The 18752-nt window shown below is 55.2% G+C and carries 19 protein-coding genes; 12 read left to right on the forward strand and 7 right to left on the reverse strand.

The genetic code is table 11. The features are described from left to right. From H7C18_RS14120 to H7C18_RS14155, 8 genes are all read left to right on the forward strand, one after another. Positions 1 to 603 (forward strand): ABC transporter permease (locus tag H7C18_RS14120; RefSeq protein WP_185129726.1); only part of this gene is annotated, 603 nt, incomplete at its 5' end. A 56-nt stretch (positions 604 to 659) separates the two neighbouring features. Further along, a complete protein-coding gene (locus tag H7C18_RS14125; RefSeq protein WP_185129727.1) occupies positions 660 to 1895 on the forward strand; it encodes a serine hydrolase domain-containing protein in 1236 nt (411 codons plus the stop codon). Positions 1896 to 2098: 203 nt separating this feature from the next. Beyond that, the gene (locus H7C18_RS14130) at positions 2099 to 3016 is read left to right on the forward strand and encodes an NHL repeat-containing protein (protein WP_185129728.1); all 918 of its coding nucleotides are present in this window, start codon (positions 2099 to 2101) and stop codon (positions 3014 to 3016) included. Between the two features lie 102 nt (positions 3017 to 3118). After that, on the forward strand, positions 3119 to 4336 hold the full coding sequence (fdhA, locus tag H7C18_RS14135; RefSeq protein WP_185129729.1) for a formaldehyde dehydrogenase, glutathione-independent: 1218 nt from the start codon (positions 3119 to 3121) through the stop codon (positions 4334 to 4336). An 86-nt stretch (positions 4337 to 4422) separates the two neighbouring features. Next, on the forward strand, positions 4423 to 4587 hold the full coding sequence (locus H7C18_RS14140; protein ID WP_185129730.1) for a hypothetical protein: 165 nt from the start codon (positions 4423 to 4425) through the stop codon (positions 4585 to 4587). 890 nt (positions 4588 to 5477) lie between these two features. Further along, positions 5478 to 5684 carry a hypothetical protein gene (locus tag H7C18_RS14145; protein ID WP_185129731.1) on the forward strand — a complete coding sequence of 69 codons (207 nt, stop codon included), beginning with the start codon at positions 5478 to 5480 and terminating at the stop codon, positions 5682 to 5684. Between the two features lie 223 nt (positions 5685 to 5907). Further along, positions 5908 to 6414 carry a hypothetical protein gene (locus H7C18_RS14150; RefSeq protein WP_185129732.1) on the forward strand — a complete coding sequence of 169 codons (507 nt, stop codon included), beginning with the start codon at positions 5908 to 5910 and terminating at the stop codon, positions 6412 to 6414. A gap of 143 nt (positions 6415 to 6557) precedes the next feature. Next, entirely contained in the window at positions 6558 to 7199 is a 642-nt protein-coding gene (locus tag H7C18_RS14155) for a peroxiredoxin-like family protein (RefSeq protein ID WP_185129733.1), read from the forward strand. Between the two features lie 172 nt (positions 7200 to 7371). On the opposite strand, the gene H7C18_RS14160 is transcribed toward H7C18_RS14155, so the two are convergent. From H7C18_RS14160 to H7C18_RS14170, 3 genes are all read right to left on the reverse strand, one after another. Beyond that, positions 7372 to 7854, reverse strand: a complete 483-nt coding sequence (locus H7C18_RS14160) for a helical membrane plugin domain-containing protein (RefSeq protein WP_185129734.1) — start codon at positions 7852 to 7854, stop codon at positions 7372 to 7374. A 12-nt stretch (positions 7855 to 7866) separates the two neighbouring features. After that, a complete protein-coding gene (gene fdhF / locus H7C18_RS14165; protein ID WP_185129735.1) occupies positions 7867 to 10809 on the reverse strand; it encodes a formate dehydrogenase subunit alpha in 2943 nt (980 codons plus the stop codon). A gap of 103 nt (positions 10810 to 10912) precedes the next feature. After that, entirely contained in the window at positions 10913 to 12160 is a 1248-nt protein-coding gene (locus tag H7C18_RS14170; RefSeq protein WP_238357692.1) for a molybdopterin molybdotransferase MoeA, read from the reverse strand. Positions 12161 to 12306: 146 nt separating this feature from the next. Here H7C18_RS14170 and fdhD point away from each other — a divergent pair, with 146 nt between their 5' ends. After that, entirely contained in the window at positions 12307 to 13104 is a 798-nt protein-coding gene (fdhD, locus tag H7C18_RS14175) for a formate dehydrogenase accessory sulfurtransferase FdhD (RefSeq protein WP_185129737.1), read from the forward strand. On the opposite strand, the gene mobA is transcribed toward fdhD, so the two are convergent. The 3 genes from mobA to H7C18_RS14190 all read right to left on the reverse strand — a co-directional run bounded on the left by mobA (position 13096) and on the right by H7C18_RS14190 (position 15329). Further along, the gene (mobA, locus tag H7C18_RS14180; protein WP_185129738.1) at positions 13096 to 13800 is read right to left on the reverse strand and encodes a molybdenum cofactor guanylyltransferase; all 705 of its coding nucleotides are present in this window, start codon (positions 13798 to 13800) and stop codon (positions 13096 to 13098) included. The genes fdhD and mobA overlap by 9 nt on opposite strands. Then, positions 13784 to 14335, reverse strand: coding sequence for a molybdopterin-guanine dinucleotide biosynthesis protein B (gene mobB / locus H7C18_RS14185; protein WP_185129739.1), 552 nt, complete (start codon positions 14333 to 14335; stop codon positions 13784 to 13786). The genes mobA and mobB overlap by 17 nt, the downstream gene beginning before the upstream one ends. A 355-nt stretch (positions 14336 to 14690) precedes the next feature. Then, on the reverse strand, positions 14691 to 15329 hold the full coding sequence (locus H7C18_RS14190) for a TetR/AcrR family transcriptional regulator (RefSeq protein ID WP_337913487.1): 639 nt from the start codon (positions 15327 to 15329) through the stop codon (positions 14691 to 14693). Positions 15330 to 15511: 182 nt separating this feature from the next. Here H7C18_RS14190 and H7C18_RS14195 point away from each other — a divergent pair, with 182 nt between their 5' ends. The 3 genes from H7C18_RS14195 to H7C18_RS14205 all read left to right on the forward strand — a co-directional run bounded on the left by H7C18_RS14195 (position 15512) and on the right by H7C18_RS14205 (position 17531). Further along, positions 15512 to 16270, forward strand: coding sequence for an SDR family oxidoreductase (locus H7C18_RS14195; RefSeq protein ID WP_185129741.1), 759 nt, complete (start codon positions 15512 to 15514; stop codon positions 16268 to 16270). 199 nt (positions 16271 to 16469) lie between these two features. Beyond that, positions 16470 to 16634, forward strand: a complete 165-nt coding sequence (locus tag H7C18_RS14200) for a hypothetical protein (RefSeq protein WP_238357693.1) — start codon at positions 16470 to 16472, stop codon at positions 16632 to 16634. 45 nt (positions 16635 to 16679) lie between these two features. Further along, positions 16680 to 17531 (forward strand): SDR family NAD(P)-dependent oxidoreductase, encoded by an 852-nt coding sequence (locus H7C18_RS14205; protein WP_185129742.1) that lies wholly within the window; start codon positions 16680 to 16682, stop codon positions 17529 to 17531. A gap of 136 nt (positions 17532 to 17667) precedes the next feature. Here H7C18_RS14205 and H7C18_RS14210 read toward each other — a convergent pair whose 3' ends face one another. Continuing rightward, entirely contained in the window at positions 17668 to 18552 is an 885-nt protein-coding gene (locus tag H7C18_RS14210) for an SDR family oxidoreductase (protein WP_185129829.1), read from the reverse strand. Positions 18553 to 18752 lie beyond the last annotated feature (200 nt).

Below are 18752 nucleotides of genomic sequence, written 5' to 3' on the forward strand. Positions count from 1 at the left end.
GAAAACTATGTGAACTACCTGTTGCCCGGCATCCTGCTGATTGCGATCGCCAGCGGCATATCCTACACGGCATACCGTCTGTTTATGGATAAGCAGCGGGGCATCATCGAGCGGTTCCACTCCATGCCGATCGCGCGATCCGCCGTGCTGTGGGGGCACGTGCTGACCTCGGTGGTATCCAACGTCATTTCGCTTGTCGTCATCATTCTCGTGGCGCTGGCGATGGGCTTTCGCTCGTCGGCGGGGATCCTGCCCTGGCTTGCCGTAACCGGCATCCTCCTGCTGTTTACGCTGGCATTGACGTGGGTCGCGGCGATTGCCGGATTGACCGGAAAAACGGTGGAAGGCGCAAGCGCATTCTCCTATCCGCTGATCTTCCTGCCGTTCATCAGCTCGGCCTTTGTGCCGACCGATTCGATGCCGAAGGTCGTTCGCGCTTTTGCCGAGAACCAGCCGGTAACCTCGATCGTGGAGACCATCCGCGCGCTGCTGTCAGGGCAGCCGGTGGGCAACGAGATATGGATCGCGCTTGCGTGGTGCGTCGGGATTATGCTCGTGGCTTATTTCTTCGCGATGCGGGCCTACAAACGGAAAGCAGCTTAATGGTTGCAGGCATTAAAACGATAATCAAAAATATTTAGTAAAGGGATGGTACAGTCATGACAAGCGAAACACAAGTGCAGGGACACGTCGAGGACGGCTGGGGGAAAGTCGCCGATGCCTTTCGCGAGAACTTCGAAGGGAACCCCGGCGAGGTCGGCGCAGCGTGCTGCGTCTATGTAGATGGTCGACCCGTCGTCGATCTGTGGAGCGGCCTCGCTGATCGCGAGGCGAACCGTCCATGGGACAAGAACACCATCGTTGCCGTCGCCTCCACGACCAAAGGCGCTGCCGCGATCTGCGCCCATCTGCTGGTACAGCGCGGCAAGCTCGATCTGGACGCCCCGGTGGTCAAGTACTGGCCGGAGTTCGGCGCTGCCGGCAAGGAACAGATCCCGGTGCGCTGGCTGCTTTCACACCAGGCCGGCCTGCCGATCGTCGACGGACCGCTGACCTTCGAGGAGGCCTGCGCCTGGCATCCGGTCATCCGGGCACTCGAGGCGCAGAAGCCGGAATGGACGCCGGGCACCGAGCACGTCTACCACAGCGTGACCTTCGGGTTTCTGGTCGGGGAACTTGTGCGCCGGATCACCGGCAAGTCGCTCGGCCGCTTCTTCGCCGACGAGGTCGCTGCGCCGCTAGGGCTGAGCGCCTGGATCGGGCTGCCCGAGGAACAAGAGGGGCGGGTCGCGCGCCTCGAGTACGCCGCTCCGTTCACGATGGAAGAGTTGACCGCCGGAATGATCGAGACCACCGGCCTCGATGAGGCTACGGTCCTCGCCTGGATGGGCGCCGTCTGGGGACCGGACTCCGTGCAAGCCCGTGCCGGCGTGCTCGGCGGTGCCATGGATCCCGCCAGCGGTTATATGAACACGCGTGCCTGGCGCGCCGCAGAGTTCCCCTGCTGCAACATGTTCGCAGACGCTCGATCGCTGGCACGGATGTATGCGGCCACGGTGAGCGAGGTCGACGGCAGACGGCTGCTAGATCCGGAGACGGTCGAGAGGATGACGCTCGTCCAAACCGACAAGACGCGGATGAACGGGCTTCCGCCGGGACTGGATATTCCGGCCGACCGCTCCTTTAACATGTCGCTCGGGTTCTGGCGGGCCTGCTCGCCGATGCCCTGGGTCGGGCCCGGGTCGTTCGGTCACCCCGGCTCCGGCGGATCGGTCGGATTCGCCGATCCCGACGCTGGTGTCGGCTTCGGCTACGTCACGAATCTGTGGTCATTCCGGCCTGGCGAACCACGGGCGTCGAACCTGGCCGCGGCGGTCGTGGCCTGTCTGGGGTGACGAATACCGCACGGGGCAGAACTTTATGAGGTTCTCTAGGACTTTTCCCGAAGAATATGCTTTCCGGGCCGATAGGGCTGGAAGAATTCGAATCGCGCTTGCGCGTCCGCAGCTTGTTTGATATTCAATAGACATCCCCCGTTACAATCTGGAAGAAAGCGCTTATAATAGAATTTGGAATCCATAAGCCGGGAGGAAAGCTTATGAAACGAATGGGCAACGCATTTCGGCAATATGAGGTTGTGGAAGATTGGGTAAAGGTGCCTCCGTCCATACAGCTCGGTTACACGCACGGGATCGAAGTCGATTCCGAAGGGAATTTGTACGTCTTTCACACGAATAAACCATGCGTGCTCAAGTTCGACGGCGAGGGGAATTTCCTTTCTGCCTGGGGGGACGAGTTCGAGGGCGGCGCGCACGGTTTTCTGCTTCACGAGGAGCAGGGAACAGAATATCTGTACGTTACGGACACCAGTCGCGGGTTAGTCGCCAAGTTGACCCTTGCCGGCGAGAAGGTTCTCTCGATAGGCACGCCGGACTTGCCGAACGTTTACGACGCGGAACGGAAGTTCTCGCCGACGGACGTCGCGGTAGCGCCGAACGGGGATATCTACGTAGCGGACGGATACGGTCAGAGCTATATTCACCAGTTCCGGTCCGACGGAGAATGGATTCGCTCCTTCGGCGGCAAAGGCTCCGAGATCGGCAAGCTCGACTGCCCTCACGGAATCTCCGTCGACCTCCGAGGGGACGAAGCGGAGCTGTACGTAGCCGATCGTTCCAACCATCGGATTCAAGTGTTCACGCTGGAAGGCGAACCGAAGCGGATCGTTGACGAGAATATGGATTTGCCGTGCAATTTCTATTATTACGGAGACGAGCTCGTATTCCCGGACTTAAACAGCCGCGTATCGATCTTCAATCGTAACGATGAGCTGATCGTTCATCTGGGAGAGGATCAGCAAGCTTACAAGACCAAAGGTTGGCCGAACCTGCCGCCGGACTTTTTCCGCCCGAACCGTTTCAGTTCTCCTCATGGCGTATGCGTCGATGCGAAGGGCGACATCTATGTGGCGGAGTGGACGCAGTACGGCCGCATCACGAAGCTCGCAAAAGTCTAACGTCAAGCCGTTAAGGATCGGTTTCCATGAAATCGTCGCTTAACGGCTTTTCGTCATAGATAGGTACTTTAATCCATTACACAGGAACAGGAGATGGATCAAATGTCCGGAAACAGAGCAGTGGTCTACGTGGAGCCTGGCAAGGTGGAAGTGTGCAATACGGCATACCCCGATTTGGTTTTGCGCGACGGTCCGGGGGTCAACCCCTTGAATGTGGGCCGCAAGTGCGATCACGGCGTCATTCTTAAGGTGGTCACCACGAATATTTGCGGCAGTGACCAGCATATGGTTCGGGGCCGTACGACAGCGCCTTCCGGCTTGGTCCTGGGCCATGAGATTACCGGCGAGGTGATCGAGGTCGGACGAGATGTCGAGTTCATCAAGAAGGGCGATCTGGTGTCGGTTCCGTTCAACATTGCCTGCGGACGCTGCAGAAGCTGCAAGGAACAGAACACGCATGTCTGCGAGAACGTGAATCCGGATCGCCCCGGTTCCGCCTATGGCTATGTGGACATGGGAGGATGGGTCGGCGGTCAATCGGAATACGTGATGGTGCCGTACGCGGATTTCCAATTGCTGAAGTTCCCGGATAAGGAGAGGGCAATGGAGAAGATCCGCGACCTGACCATGCTGTCCGACATCTTCCCGACGGGCTACCATGGCGCTGTCAGCGCAGGCGTAAAGCCGGGCGCTACCGTGTACGTAGCCGGCGCCGGGCCGGTGGGTCTCGCTGCCGCGCATTCGGCTCAGCTTCTCGGAGCCGCCGTCGTTATCGTGGGCGACTTGAACAAGGAACGGTTGGCCCAAGCGCGCAGCTTCGGCTGCGAAACGGTCGATCTCAGCGAGCACGACGATCTGGGCGGCATGATCGCTCAGATTCTGGGCGTTCCGGAGGTCGATTGTGCCATCGATTGCGTCGGTTTCGAGGCGCATGGGCACGGACGCAACCATGCGGAGGCGCCGGCAACGGTGCTGAACTCCATCATGCAGGTGACGCGAGCCGGCGGACGATTGGGCATCCCCGGATTATACGTAACCGGGGATCCCGGAGCCGTCGACGAAGACGCGAAGATCGGCACGCTCAAGATCCGGCTTGGGCTCGGCTGGGCGAAAGCGCATACGTTCGTAACCGGCCAAACGCCCGTCATGAAATACCATCGCGAATTGATGATGGCGATCCTGAACGGACGGGCGCAGATCGCCAAAGCGGTGAACGCAACGATCATTCGGCTCGATGACGCCCCGGCGGCTTATAGGGAGTTTGACGGCGGAGCCTCCCGGAAGTTCGTGATCGATCCGCACGGCGTCGTCGGGAAGTAGATCAACCCGCGACGAATTCGCCTGATTTCGCTGATTGCCTCCTGTATTCTGTTCGTAAAACGGCAGAATACAGGAGGTTTTTCCTTATGGCTGAAGTCGTACTCAACGAACTAGATTACCTCAGCAAGATGCCGGGATGTGGAGGGGCAAAAATATTGGATTGCACGCTTGGCGATCCGTTTGAAGGGAAATGGGGGCTATTGGATGTCTTGTTCTATACGCAGGAACTTAAAAATCTGTCGCCGAAATAGCTGATTGCTTTTACAGGTTACGATTAATCAACAAGATATGATGATTTACGAATAAATACGGGTAATATCTTTGCTATATCTTCGGCTCTCTCAATTCTGTTGGGGCTCCCGAACAAATCAACGTTTTGAAAAGGCTGGCATGCATATGCAAATATTGAAAAGCATTTGTGATTGGAGGATAGGCTTGATCCGGGTGGTTCCTCAACTCCTGAAGATCGAAAGGTTCAAATACACTCAACAATCCTCGGAAGAAAGCCGTTTCCTCAATCAGATGAAAATATCTCTGTAATGCAAATAAAATGTTCCTCGATTAAGCATGTTCCATTAGTGCAAGACTCCGAATCACTTCAATTAATAAGCGCAGTATAGTGCCTGAACATTTTAACAACAACCTGCATTGGCAGATCGGACATGTTCTTGTCATGACTGAACAATTGATTTTGGTCTGATCAATCAAAAACTGGCAAGAAGAACGACTCCAGCCGAGACAGCGACCGCTCCGTTGTCGTCCTGTAATCGTTCCATTCGCTTGGATCAATACATTCGCGCGAGAGGTCCTCCTCATCTTCAACAATGAGGATTCGCATATCAACCCTCCTTCCTTCTATGACCACAGCATATCACTCCCATTTCCGCGATGCGAGGAAAATCAGGCAGTCTCTCGGAGCTTCACTTAACAAGGATTTAACAGCTCGACCTTTATAATCAAAGCAAATCTTCCCTTTGCATGGAGGATGTTTAACAGGATTGAAAAGAAGGAGGAGGCCTTATGTTAATTGGGGCTTGTAAAGGTAGTGAAGCAAGCAGCGGTGGAATTTGAACATTTTTAGCTTCGTGAAGTATGAATTGCTCAATCATGAAGAAAATCCACTGAATCAAAGGAGAAACTAATGAAAGATTTATATCATTTCATGATCACATGCGGGAATTTCCGCTCCTTGTCGGAGTGGTTGACATCCGTACTTGAGCGCGGCGTGCAGCACGGGCAACTTCAACTGACGAGTACCTCTCGTGCCGATGCCGAAGCGTTAATGGCGGCGGTTCACGGCACGATGCTTTCGGCGCGTATGGCGATCCGAAGATATTCGGCGTCGTGACAGGCCCTCTCTTGGAGCGACTCGCTTCGCGCTTCGGCGACGGTTGCAGTCAATCCATTGCCAACGTGACTGGCTATGCCGCATTAAGCGCGTGTGAATTTTCTTGTTTCAGCCATCACCGACCCGAACAGAGATGCTATCAGCCGCTAGCGTCGGCTCGCGCTAATCTGTCGACAGAACAAAACAATTCACCCTGGTCTTTAAGGACTGGAAGGAGATAATTATGTTTGGAATTTCACCACTCGGCTGGGTACATACGCTCAGCAGCTTGCCCGCCATTCCGCTGGCTATATATATGTTTGCTCGCTACGGACGGATCGTGCCTCGCTCAAAATCCGGTGTCGTCTACTTTATTTCGATGCTGATCGGCGCTATTACAGTATTCGCCATCGCACATCAGTCGACTAGCTATGGCATTGGTGCGGCAACGATCCTGCTGCTGCTCGCCGGATACGGTATCGGGCGTATTTCGAGGTTTGGGCGTGCGGGCAAGTACCTCGAAACAATCTTTCTCAGCCTGACGGCGTTTCTGCTGATGTTACCGACCGTTTCCGAAATCTTGCGCCGTGTTCCAAATGGCCACCCCATAGTCACCGATCTGAATTCGCCAATTCTTCTCGGCTCTCAAGCCATTCTTTTCGTCATTCTCATCGTTGGCTTGACAGCCCAAATCATCCATTTGCGCAGGCAGGGCAGGCTCCCAAAATTCGATTCGACAGCCAAGATGTAGGCGGAATGATGTTGAAGGGCAGATCGCCGGAAGAATCCTCTTGTTCGATGCGCGGAGCGTCCGGCTGACAGTGGCCGGCAGGCTCACCGAGCTTGTTTTCTTGTGCCGAGAGGATATTTTTAATTAAAAAGGAGGAGCAAAACATGTTATTGACTCAAACTTTAGCGGAAGCCAGACAGGGATTTATCGCGCATACCCCTTTGGAGATCCAAATGGCGATGTTCCGTCAGATTCGGGAGCAGCAGGAATCCGGTCTTGTTTACGGCCGGCAGGAGGGGCAGAAGGCAAAGGATTTTACACTCAATAATGCTTTAGGAGAAACGGTTAACCTTTATGATGAACTGTCCAAAGGACCTGTTGTCCTGACTTTCTATCGCGGCGGTTGGTGCCCGTTCTGCAACAGTCAGCTTAAGGCCTATCAGAAGCTTCTGCCGGACATCCAAGCCCTTGGAGGCCAGTTGATCGCGGTCAGCCCGCAAAGCCCGGACAACACGCTTTCCCAGCAGGAGAAAGAAGAGCTGACCTTCCAAGTGCTTAGCGACACACACGGTCTCGTGGCCGCTTTCTATAACATCCTTTACGAAGTTCCAGATTACATCCAAGACATTATGAAGCAAATGGGCATGGACCTGGCGGAATACAACGCGACGAACCGCTGGATCCTGCCGATTCCTTCCACCTTTATGATCGACGAATCCGGCATTATCCGTTCCGCTTACGTGAATCCGGACTTTATGCAGCGGTTGGATCCTGAGAATATTTTGCATGAATTGAGAAAGCTGTAATTACTGACTCATCTTTCACAGCTTCCGCGACAGTCTAAGACTTTATTTTCCCGTCTTTGACTGTCGCTGTGTCAATTTTTAGGGTCAGTCTACTACTTTTTTTTACGAGTTTGCTCAACCAACTTATAACCGAAGTTGCTTACACGCCGCGTCGGTTAAGACTTTCTGCCGCTTATTGTTCTTTTAAGCCTTTGCCTACGCCTTTCAGAAAACGGATGCCGAAGCCGATGGCGCGGTTGATGTCCGGGTCGTTCATGGCTTTCATCAGGTCGAGAATCCGGGTTTTCTTGGGCGACTGCAGATGCTCCTTGGCTTCCTCGAGGCCGGCCGACAAGCTGCCCGCCAGCTTTTTCGTAAGCTCGGGGTCCATTTCCGAGAAGGCGCCTGCCGCCCCCATCAGATTGTTGATCATATGGGTGACCGGCTTGCGGGCGGTTTGGCCGACAACGATTTTCGCGATATCCGCCTTGGCTTTCAGCATCGCCTGAGCCGCTTCGAGAATTCCGCTGTCGTGCAGCTCCTGGACCAGTTCCAGCGTCTGCTTGAGCGCGGCCTCGCGTTCCGCCAGGTCGGCGGCGAGCTGGTCCAGCGCCGCTTTCCGCTTGTCTTCCTCCGAGAGAACGTTTTTCCTGATCGTCGCAATAGGCTCAGCCATGTCTCGGCCCCCTTATTCTTGATCTACCAAGGAAACGTAATCGGGACGATTCCATTTTCGCTGCACTTCGACTCCGTTCTGCGGATGGCGCTTCTTGTAGCGCGGGCTGGTTCTTGGCAGCGGATTGCTGCCTTCCGCCTCGAGAACCTGCATTCGAACCTTGATTTGCTTGTATGCGGGCGTATGCGTCTCCACATCGACCGCCCCGCCGGTCAACAGGTTGATCGCGTTCTCGTGGCTTGCCGAATGCATCGGCACGTAGATGCTTTTCCCCTGCACGCGGTCGGACACGACGACGTTCAGCTTGATGGCCCCGTAGGGCGATTCCAGCCGGACGAGCGATCCGTCCTTGACGGCGCGTTCTGCGGCGAGCTCCGGCGATACTTCCACGAATACGGCCGGAAGCTTGCTGTGGATTCCTTTGGATTTGTCCGTCAGGTTCCCTTCATGGAACTGCTCCAGCAAGCGGCCGTTATTGAGCGCCAGGTCGAATTCCGCGGGGAACTTCGCCGGCGGAATGTAGTCGAACAGCGCCAGCCGCGCTTTTTTGTCCGGAAAGTTAAAGCCGCGGGTATGCAGCACCGGGGTATGGCTTCCGTCCGGCGATCCCCAGTTGAAGCTGTTCCACCCGGCCAGCACGTCATAATCGCATTGCGAGAAAAACGGCGTGAGCGAAGCCATCTCGGCGAAGATCTCGCTCGGGTGCTTATAATTCCAATCAAATCCCATATGCTTCGCCACCTGGGTGAAGATCCACCAGTCCGGCTTGCTGTCGCCCATCGGCTCCAACGCTTGATACAGACGCTGCACGCGGCGCTCGGTATTCGTAAACGTTCCTTCCTTCTCGAGCGACGGAGAGGCCGGCAGCACAATATCGGCAAATTGGGCCGTCTTGCTCAGAAATACGTCCTGCACTACCAGGAAATCGAGCTTGGCCAGCATCTCCTGGGTATGGCGGGAGTTCGCGTCCACCCACGCCATCTCTTCGCCGGCGATATACATGGCCTTGATCTCTCCGCGGTCTATGGCTTCGAGCATCTGGATATTGTCCAGGCCCGGCTCGGCGGGGAGAGAGACGCCGTAGGCCGCTTCGAATTTGGCGCGAATCGCTGCGTCCGCGACCGGTTGGTAGCCGGGGTAGATGTTGGGCATCGTCCCCATGTCGGATGCGCCCTGCACGTTGTTATGGCCGCGAAGCGGAAACGCGCCTGCGCCCGGACGCATGAAGTTCCCCGTAACGAGCAGCAGGTTGGCGATCGCGCAGGAGGTGTGGGAGCCGGCCACGTTTTGCGTGACGCCCATGCCCCAGCATATCGCGGTGCCGTCGGCGTCGCGAATCATCTTGGCGATCTCGATCAACGTCGCTTGCGGAATGCCCGTCTCTTCTTCGGCGAATTCCAGGGTGAACCGCTGCAGGAGCTTCAAATATTCCGGATAAAAATTCACATGCTCTTCGATGAAGTCGGGACGATGCCAGTTCTGATCGATCATGTACTTGGCGACGGCCGACAGCCAGACATAATCCGTTCCCTGCTTCGGACGAATGAACAGATCGGCGCGATCCGCCATCTCGTGCCGGCGAAGGTCGACGGAGATCAGCTTCTGCCCGTGCAGCTTGTGCGCGCGCTTGATGCGCGTGGCGAGCACGGGATGAGCCTCGGCCGGAGCGCATCCGATGAGGATGACAAGGCCGGCCGCAGCCAGGTCCTTGATCGTGCCGGAATCGCCGCCGATGCCGCCGGTCTGCTGCAGCCCCCAGGAAGCCGGAGATTGACAGTAGCGGGAGCAATTGTCCACGTTGTTGGTTTGAAACACCTGCCGGGCCATTTTCTGCATCAGATAGTTCTCTTCGTTGGTGAATTTGGAGGAGGAGATGAAGCCGAGCGAATGGCTGCCGTAAGTATCCTTGATGGACTTCAGCTTGCCGGCCATCAGGCCGAGCGCTTCTTCCCAAGTCGATTCCACGAATTCGTTCCCGCGGCGGATCAACGGCTTCGTCAGGCGTTCCTCGCTGCCCACGAAATCCCAGCCGAATTTCCCTTTGACGCAGGTCGAGATCCCGTTGACGGGCGCTTCCGAGACCGGTTGCACCTTCAAAATTTTGCGCCCCTTGGTCCAAACCTCGAAGGAGCAGCCCACGCCGCAGAACGTGCAGACGGTTTTCGTTTTTTTGGTGCGGGTTTTGCGCATGGACGCTTCCGCCTCGGAGATGGCGAAGATGCTGCCGTAGCCGGGCTCCACTTCTTTGATCAGATCGATCATCGGATGGAGCAGATCCTCCTGGATTCCGGTCATAAAGCCGGCCTCGCCGAGCATCGATTTCTCCATCAACGCGTTGCAGGGGCAGACCGTTACGCATTGTCCGCAGCTGACGCAGGAGGAATCGTTGATCGCCACTCCGTCGTCCCAGATGACGCGCGGGCGCTCCGCTTCCCAGGCGATGGACAGCGTCTCGTTGACCTGAAGATTCTGGCAGACCTCGACGCATTGTCCGCACGCGATGCATTGATTCGGGTCGTAGCGATAGAAGGGATGAGACATGTCGACTTGGCTCGGATCGACCTTCGGGCGATAGGGGTACTTCTGATGCTCGATTTCGAGCAGTTCCGCCGTGTTGTGCACCCGGCAATTGCCGTTGTTGTTGTCGCAGACGGTGCAATACAGCAGGTGGTTCTCCAGAATCCGGTCCATCGCTTCGGTCTGCGCCGATTTGGCGCGGGGAGAAGACAATTGAACGTCCATCCCGTCCCGCACGATCGTAGAGCAGGAACGCATCAGCTTCCCGTCGACTTCCGCAATGCACGTATCGCAAGTCCGGATCGGATCGACCTCGGGGACGTAGCATATCTGGGGATGCGCAATATCGTGGGCGTTGACGGCCTCCAGGATCGTGGAGCCCGCTTGAACTTCATACTCTCTGCCGTTCAAGGTAATCGTGACTCTGCCTTGGCTCATCGAAGAGACTCCCTTCCAGTAAAAGAAGTAGGAAAGCTCATAGAATCGAAAAAACTCCGGCATATGATCATGTTCCGAGGCGCCGGCGCGAATCTCGCACCTTTCATCGAATGACATCCAGCTTGAGGGCCTCTACGAGTTCGCCGTCCTGCTTGCCCCGCCTGCCCGGAGGGATCAGGATCAGGCAATCCGAGTCCTTGATGGAGACGGAGACGCTGGACTGCTCTCTTCCGACGGGCTCTACGAACGCCCGGCCTTCCCGAATGAAGCTTCGGCCGCGCACGAAGCGCGTGAAAACGTTTCCCTTTGTAAAGTCGCCATGCAGATGCGCTCTGAATTTGGGCGGATAGGGGTCTTTTTTTCCTTGCATGGCAAGCAGGGCGGGGCGGACAAAAAGCTCAAACCCTACGAAGCACGCCCCGGGATTCCCGGACAGGCCGAACAGCAGCTTGTTCTGCGAAACGCCTACAGTGGTTACGCTTCCGGGGCGCATCGCCACCTTGTTGAACAACAGCGTACCTGGCATATCGCGGAAAAAATCGGCCATGACGTCATAATCGCCCACGGACACTCCGCCGGAGGTGATGATCAGATCGACTTCGCCGATCGCCTGATCGATCGCCCTCTTGGCTTGCTCTATCCGGTCGGACAGCACGGCGGAGCGGACGACTTCGCCGCCCGCTTCCTGCACAAGGGACGAGAGCAAATAGAAATTGCTGTTTCTGATTTTTCCCGGCTGCAGCGGCGAACCGATGTCGAGCAGCTCCGAGCCGGTCGTAAAGACCGCAACCCGCGGCTTCGCGAAGACGCGGACCCTCTCGTGGCCGAAAGCGGCGAGAAGCGAGACTTCTCCGGCGTTGATCCGGGTCCCGATGCCGAACAGAGGCTCGCTTCGCTTGATTTCCTCGCCGATGAGGGATACGTTTTTCCCGCGTTCCACTTCCTTCTTGACGGCCACGAACGGCCTGCCGCCGAGCTCGCGGTCCTCCGTCATCTCGAACATGACGACCGTATCCGCGCCGTCGGGCAGGGGAGCGCCCGTCATGATTCGGGCGGCTTGCCCGCTGCGGATCGGCAGCGTCGGGACCGTTCCGCATGATATCGTCTGGACGACCTCCAGAAGGGCGGGACGCCGGGCGCCGGCTCCGCGAAGGTCCTCGGATCGGACCGCGAACCCGTCCATTCCCGATCTGACGAAGTGCGGCATGTCGTGGGGAGCGGCCATGTCCTCCGCCAGCCTTCGGCCGAAGGCGCGCAGAAGCGCCAGATCTTCCGATTTTTGCAGCCGAACATGGGATTGAATTCGGTTCTGCGCTTCGACCACATCGATCGCCTGGCGGTTCCACTTCAAATGGAGGACATCCTTTCTCCCAAGCAAGCCCTATTGTAATCATCATAACGAACAATCAACCGTTCGTCTACGAAGCGCCCGGGTTTGTCATTCCGGCCGACAGCGAATATAATGAAGCCAAATCGTCGGCAAGGGGCGTGGAGCAGGTGGATCCGGTCGAGAATACCCGCGAGATTATCCGCTATCATCGCGGCGAAATAGAGCGTGTGCCGGACAAGGTCGTGACGGAGTACCCTGTGACTCTCAAAATCAACGGCGAAGAATTCGCGACGATGGTCAGCTCGCCGGAGTATATCGAGGATATGGCTGTCGGCTTTCTGGCTTCGGAAGGCGTCATTCGGCGTTATGACGACATCGACGACATGTGGTTCGACGAGAGGGAGGGCTTCGTTCATATCAAGACCCAAAGAATGAACGAATTCTACCGGAAGTTCCACTCGAAGCGGTACATCACCTCCTGCTGCGGCAAAAGCCGGCAAGGCTTTTATTTTTTCAACGATGCCAAGACGGCGAAGACCATGTCGGACATCAACGTGACTTTGTCGTTCGAGGACATCTTTCGGTTGATGGGGCTGATGCAAAGCTCGGCGGAGATTTTCCGGGATACGGGAGGCGTCCACAATGCCGCGCTTTGCGACAAGCAGGGAATCGTTCTGTCAAGGATGGATATCGGGCGGCACAATGCGTTGGACAAGATTTACGGGCATTGCCTGAGGCACGACATTCCGCTAAAAGGAAAAATCATCGCATTCAGCGGGCGAATCTCCTCCGAAATTTTGCTGAAGGTCGCAAAGATCGGGTGCGAGGTCGTCCTCTCCAAGTCGGCCCCGACGGAGCTGGCCCTTCAACTGGCGGACGATCTGGGGATTACGGCGGTCGGATTCATACGGAACCAATCTTTGAACGTTTATACCCATCCCTCGAGAATAGAGGATTTAAGGTGAGAGGAAATCGAGAGGTCTCCTCTCGGGGGATAAGCCGGGGAGAGCGGTCACATATTGCTCGAACTCCTCCGGCGTGTTCAAATTGCGGAAGCATTCGCTGTCGTCGGGCGGTACCGTCACCGCGTCGAGCGAGCGGCAGAAAGCTTGCAATCGGAGCTGTCCTTCCATAAGAAAGGCTTCGGCGCGGGCAGCGGTCCGATGGTGGTAGAAAGCGTGAAAAGGCTGCCCCTCGCACATCACGGCTTCCACTCGCCCGTCCAGTCTCCCGGCCATGTCGCGAAATAACGGCACGGACAGCCGCGGCATATCGCAAGCCATCACGAAGCCATAACCGTCGGGGGTGGCCGACAACCCGGCGTGGATGCCTGCAAGCGGGCCTTGGCCGCCGTACTCGTCAGCCGCAAAACGGACGTGCTTCCCCAGATCCGCGAGCGGCTTTTTGTACTTGCGATCGCCCGGGCCGGCCGTGACCACGATCACCTCGTCGCAGACGTTCAGCAGTTGGCTGCACAAATGGCGGATCAACGGTTGGCCGCCGATCGTCAGCAGCGCTTTGTCCGTCCCCATCCGGGAGCTGCGGCCCCCGGCCAGGACGATGCCGCGAACGGGCGGCTTCCGGTCTGCCGGGGAAGAGGCTTCTTGCATAGGCTTCCGGCTGTCCGACGTTTGAATCCTCTCTTTACGAATGGCGCTCATGTCGGTTCCCGCCTTTGTCGGCCCTATCGGTTCTTCCCTCCCGGACGGCATCCAGCAACAGCTGCGCCGCCAGGTCCGTCTCGTCGATGCGCAGCCAAGGGAGATCGCCCGCCCTCATCCACGGTTCGCGCGGGAACCAGCTCATGATCGCTGCCGCTCCGCTCGCCCGCTCCAGCAATTCCAAGTCCTCCGGCTGCTTGAGAAGAACGATTTTGGGATAAGGTTCGGACTTGAAGCCCTCCGCCACCACGATGTCCACCGATTCCATACGGCTGACCAGTTCCTGCAGCGAACGAGGGACGTTCTCGATCGTCGCGGTCCGATGCGCCGACGTGATGGCGACCAGATCGGCCCCGGCCTTGCGATGCTTCCACGTATCCGTTTCCGGAGCGTCGATATCGAATTCATGCCCATCGTGCTTGATCGTCCCCACGCGCAGTCCCGCCTGCTTGAAGACTTCGACCAATCGGCATACGACCGTTGTCTTGCCCGAGTTCTTGTAGCCGATTACCTGAATAACCAGCGGCTTTCCCATTCGCGCTCCCTCCGGTTGCACAGACTCGAAGCCGTAGCTCGGCATTTACGGTTTTTATTATAGTTCGTTTCCGGAACGCGGTCTATTGCCGCAGCGTCCGACTGCCGCTTCGCGGCTTGATGTGGCAGGGAGGAGGCGAGGTCGGCTTGCTCCTCCCGCATGCATGATCATCATTCCCAATCGGTAGGAAGCGAGACGGAGGAGCTTTCTTCAGGACAATCGAAAAAATGTCGACCAGTTGATTTTTTCACCGCGCGAGATTCGTAGCGAAGGGATTCCTTAAGGGGGAATTCCTTTTTTCTTGACAGACCCTCGATTTATCCTCATTTTTCGGAATCGGATATGGACGCTTCACTCATGAAATGGCTTGCAAAATATTAACGATCTTCGTTTCCATATCGGAGTCGTCTATCATTTTCAGATATTCAGGTTTTAGTAACTGATACAGCTTCATGTTGTAGAAATCCATAATCGCTTGTTTCAAGGTGATATCATACTGAATCGAAAATGATGGCTCGATAAAGCGACGCAGCACAGCGTCATCTTGAACCATAAACAACACGGCATTGAATCTGTTGAAAATCTGTTGCTCCATTCCCGATTCAAAAAAAGTTTGTAAGCTTTTATTCCGATTTTGCAGGGCAACAGTCAGCTTCTCAAAATGACGCGGATAAAATTCCTTCAGATCTTGCAAGAACAAATCAGAGATAAACGTGACACACATCAAGGTTTGTAAAAATGTCTTTTGAAAACGATCCCAAAAAGAGAGGGAATCATCTTTGACTTCGGTATCAGCCTTCTTCGAGTAATCAATGTAATAATTCACAACTTGTTCGATGATATCGTCTTTGGATGGAAAATGCTTATAAAGTGTCGCTTTGCTGATATCCATATATTTTGCGAGATCGTCGACTTTCAGTTGGCTGAATCTTGTTCTTCTTATAATCGGTTTTATTTTTTCTACATATGTGTCTACACTCACGGCTTTTCTCACGGAAAAGTACCTCCCTTTGATGCCTACCAAGCTCATTATAACAAATTAGCTGGGTTTTATGTATTAAAAATGATAAATGAACTAAATAGGATCATATAGTTTACTTATTATATTTATTGCCGTATAATCGTTCCTGTACCTAATCATCCAATTGCGGATTATACAAAGGGAGGACGATTCAAATGGAACAATTCAGTAAGGGCAAATTCTTTGACAAAAAGGTCGTGATCACGGGAGGCAGCAGCGGAATCGGCCTTGCGACGGCGAAGTTGTTAGTGGATGAAGGCGCACATGTTCTGGTTACTGGACGTACTCAGGCGACGCTGGATGCGGCTCGTGAACAACTCGGCAACAACGCAATCGCGGTCTTAAGCGATGCCGCCTCTTTAAAGGATATCGCCGCGTTAGCCGATCGAGTGAAGGCTGAATTCGGAACAATAGATGCCCTGTTCGTTAACGCTGGTGTCACGGGGTTTGTCCCTTTCGAGACAATGACCGAAGAAAAGTACGACGAGATACTTACAATCAATGCCAAAGGACCGTATTTTACCGTGCAGAAACTCGCTCCGTTGCTGGGCTCAGGCAGCGGGGTAGTCCTTACCACCTCAATCGTGAACGTAGTGGGTCTCCCGATGCTCAGTGCTTACGCAGCTAGCAAGGCGGCGCTGCGCTCCATGACTCGAGGTCTGGCGCGCGAGTTATTATCTCGAAATATTCGCGTCAACGCAGTCAGTCCCGGCATCATTGACACAGGTATCCTGGAAAAGTCAATGCCGAAAGAAGCTGCCGAGCAGACAAAGGCACAGATGAGACAGCAGATCCCAATGCTGCGTTTCGGCGATCCAGTCGAGGTCGCCAAGGTAGTTGCATTCCTGGCATTTGAGGCCACCTATACCACCGGGGCTGAGTTTCCTGTCGACGGAGGCGGCTCCCAGATCTAAGCCCCTCAGCTCGTACACCTGACTATTAAAGCGAAAGAAGGGGGGCATAGCTTCCCTTCATGACCCCCTGCCTTCTAGTAAACTTTATAGTTTAGGATTTCGTTGATATCCTTGGAAGACCGTTCGAAATCACAGACGATTTTATCAGAGCAAAAATGGGGCGTTGGTGACCTCGTACGGTGATGGAATGGTCGAACGAGTGACCGAACTGGCAAAGCAGCCGGTTGATCTCGCCCTGGATACGGCGCCAATCAGCGGTTCATTGAAAGAGCTGGTCCAAATCGTCAACGGGCATCCCCAGCATGTCCTAATCGTCAGTGATTTCGCCTCAGCCGCTGAACTTCTCCTGCCCGCCTCCGACTGATAAGCACATATAACCGATGAAATTCTGAATGAAGGAGGACACGCATTGAGTAAGAACCAACGAGAACATATTGCACTGATTACAGGCGCAAGTAACGGGATCGGGTTGGCATTGACCCGGAAAATGCTGTCGGAGAACTGGCAGGTGGTTGCTTTAAACCGGTCGGATTTTCCGGCGGACGATAGCTTCCTCCAAAATCATCTCAAGGACGGACGGCTCCGAGCCTATAAAGTGAAGGATCTCACCGATTATGACAGCTTGAGACACTCTTTGGAAGAAATAAAAAGCAAGGAACAGCGGATCGATATTTTGTTTAACAACGCTGGAGGAGGCTTAAGCGAGCTGCGCTATTCGAAACAAGGCCGCGAATCGCATTATGAATTGTTGACGGTCGTTCCTTATATTATTCTGATGGAATTGAAGGAGCTATTGAAGAACGGCAGCTTAAAAACGGTGATTAACACTTCGTCGCAGGTGTTTAGATTTACGAAGGAGTTTACGATCGAAATATTGGAGCATCCCAAAACCTTCCGCAAAATGTATGGACCCTATGCGACTTCAAAGCTGGCTCTTTCGTTGTGGACCCAAGCCATCGCACCGCAGCTTGCCAAGGAAGGCATCAAGATCCGCAGCGTTGACCCGGGCATTAACAACACGCTAAGAAAAGGAAAAGATTCCGGACTGACCGCAGGGTTTGAACTGTTTATGAAGTTGTTTTCCTCTAAGCCTACTCATGGAGCCAACCTATTATATGAGGGAGCTCTTGGCAAAAACAGCAAGGAGACCGGCGTGTTTCTGTTCAAAGATCGGGTTGCGGACTTGAAATTTACAGAGCATGCGCAGCGCGTGCTGGAAAAAATATCCGAAATCTATAGCCGTGAATTTCTCCAGAAATAAGAACAAGCTCGCTGTCACTTCAGCGAGCTTGTTCTTTATATGTCAATGCCAAGTAGAGTAAGGCTAAATCGTTGAAATTCCCATCCGAGAAGGCATCTGGGGGTTCTTATGTTGCTGCCGGCAAAGCAAATTATTTTCAGTTATTGAAGTAGTGACCCTGTTCGAGGTCTGGGATCAGAGCGGGGTGCACAGGCTGCCATCCCAATTGTTTCTGGGTGAGTGCGCTCGACGAAGGGTTGTCAGTCGACGCAGCGAAGGAGATCCACCCGAAGTGAGCGTCTGCCTCTTCGCGGGAAATACTAGCCACCGGCAGGTTCAGATGACGACCGATGACGCCGGCGATATCCCGGAAGGGCACGCCCTCGTCAGCGACCCCGTGATAAACGGCTCCCGCGTCCCCCTTCTCAAGCGCCAGTCTGAAGAGACGTGATGCGTCCAGCCGGTGCACCGCCGGCCACCGGTTGAGTCCATCCCCCACATATGCCGCAACCCCTTTTTCACGCGCGATGCCGATGAGGGTCGGAACGAAGCCCTGCTCGCCTTCGCCATGCACGGACGGTGCGAGACGGACGATCGATGATCGCACTCCGCGCCCAGCCAGCGCAAGCGCGGCTTCCTCGGAGCGCCGCGGCGTAGTTTGGCTGGACGCGTCTTTTTCGGTCCCGAGGGTTCCCGGCGCGAGCATCAACGTTCCCGAGGTAGCCACGAGCGGTTTCCCGGTGCCCTCAAGCGCCGCTCCCATCGCCTCGATCGCCAAACTGTCGGCCACGGCAGCTGCCGCAAAGTCGGCGAAGTCGTGCTTGAAGGCCAGGTGAATAACGCCGTCCGCCGACGCAGCGCCGTCCCGCAGGCTGTCAAGGTCATCGAGGCCGCCACGGTGTACCTCGGCGCCGACTGCCATCAACGCTGCGGCAGCCTTGTCTGAGCGGGCAAGTCCGACAACCTGATGCCCGGCTTCTATAAGTTCGCGAACGACGGCAGAACCGATAAAACCCGTCGCGCCAGTTACGAATACACGCATATTTTTCATCTTTTCATTGCTCCTTTTTTTTGGGGGAATGGGATACAGGACCGATTATACAACTATCAATTAATAAAGTAAACTTAAATTATTAAAAAAGTTAATTTGTATAAAATAGTTAACGATTCCTTGAGCTTTTGGACGATCAACTCGGTTGTTGCCAGCTTCATTCCGTGTATTATTGACACCTCTATCTATTC

This window comes from Cohnella zeiphila, from assembly GCF_014212055.1.
Taxonomy (GTDB): domain Bacteria; phylum Bacillota; class Bacilli; order Paenibacillales; family Paenibacillaceae; genus Cohnella; species Cohnella zeiphila.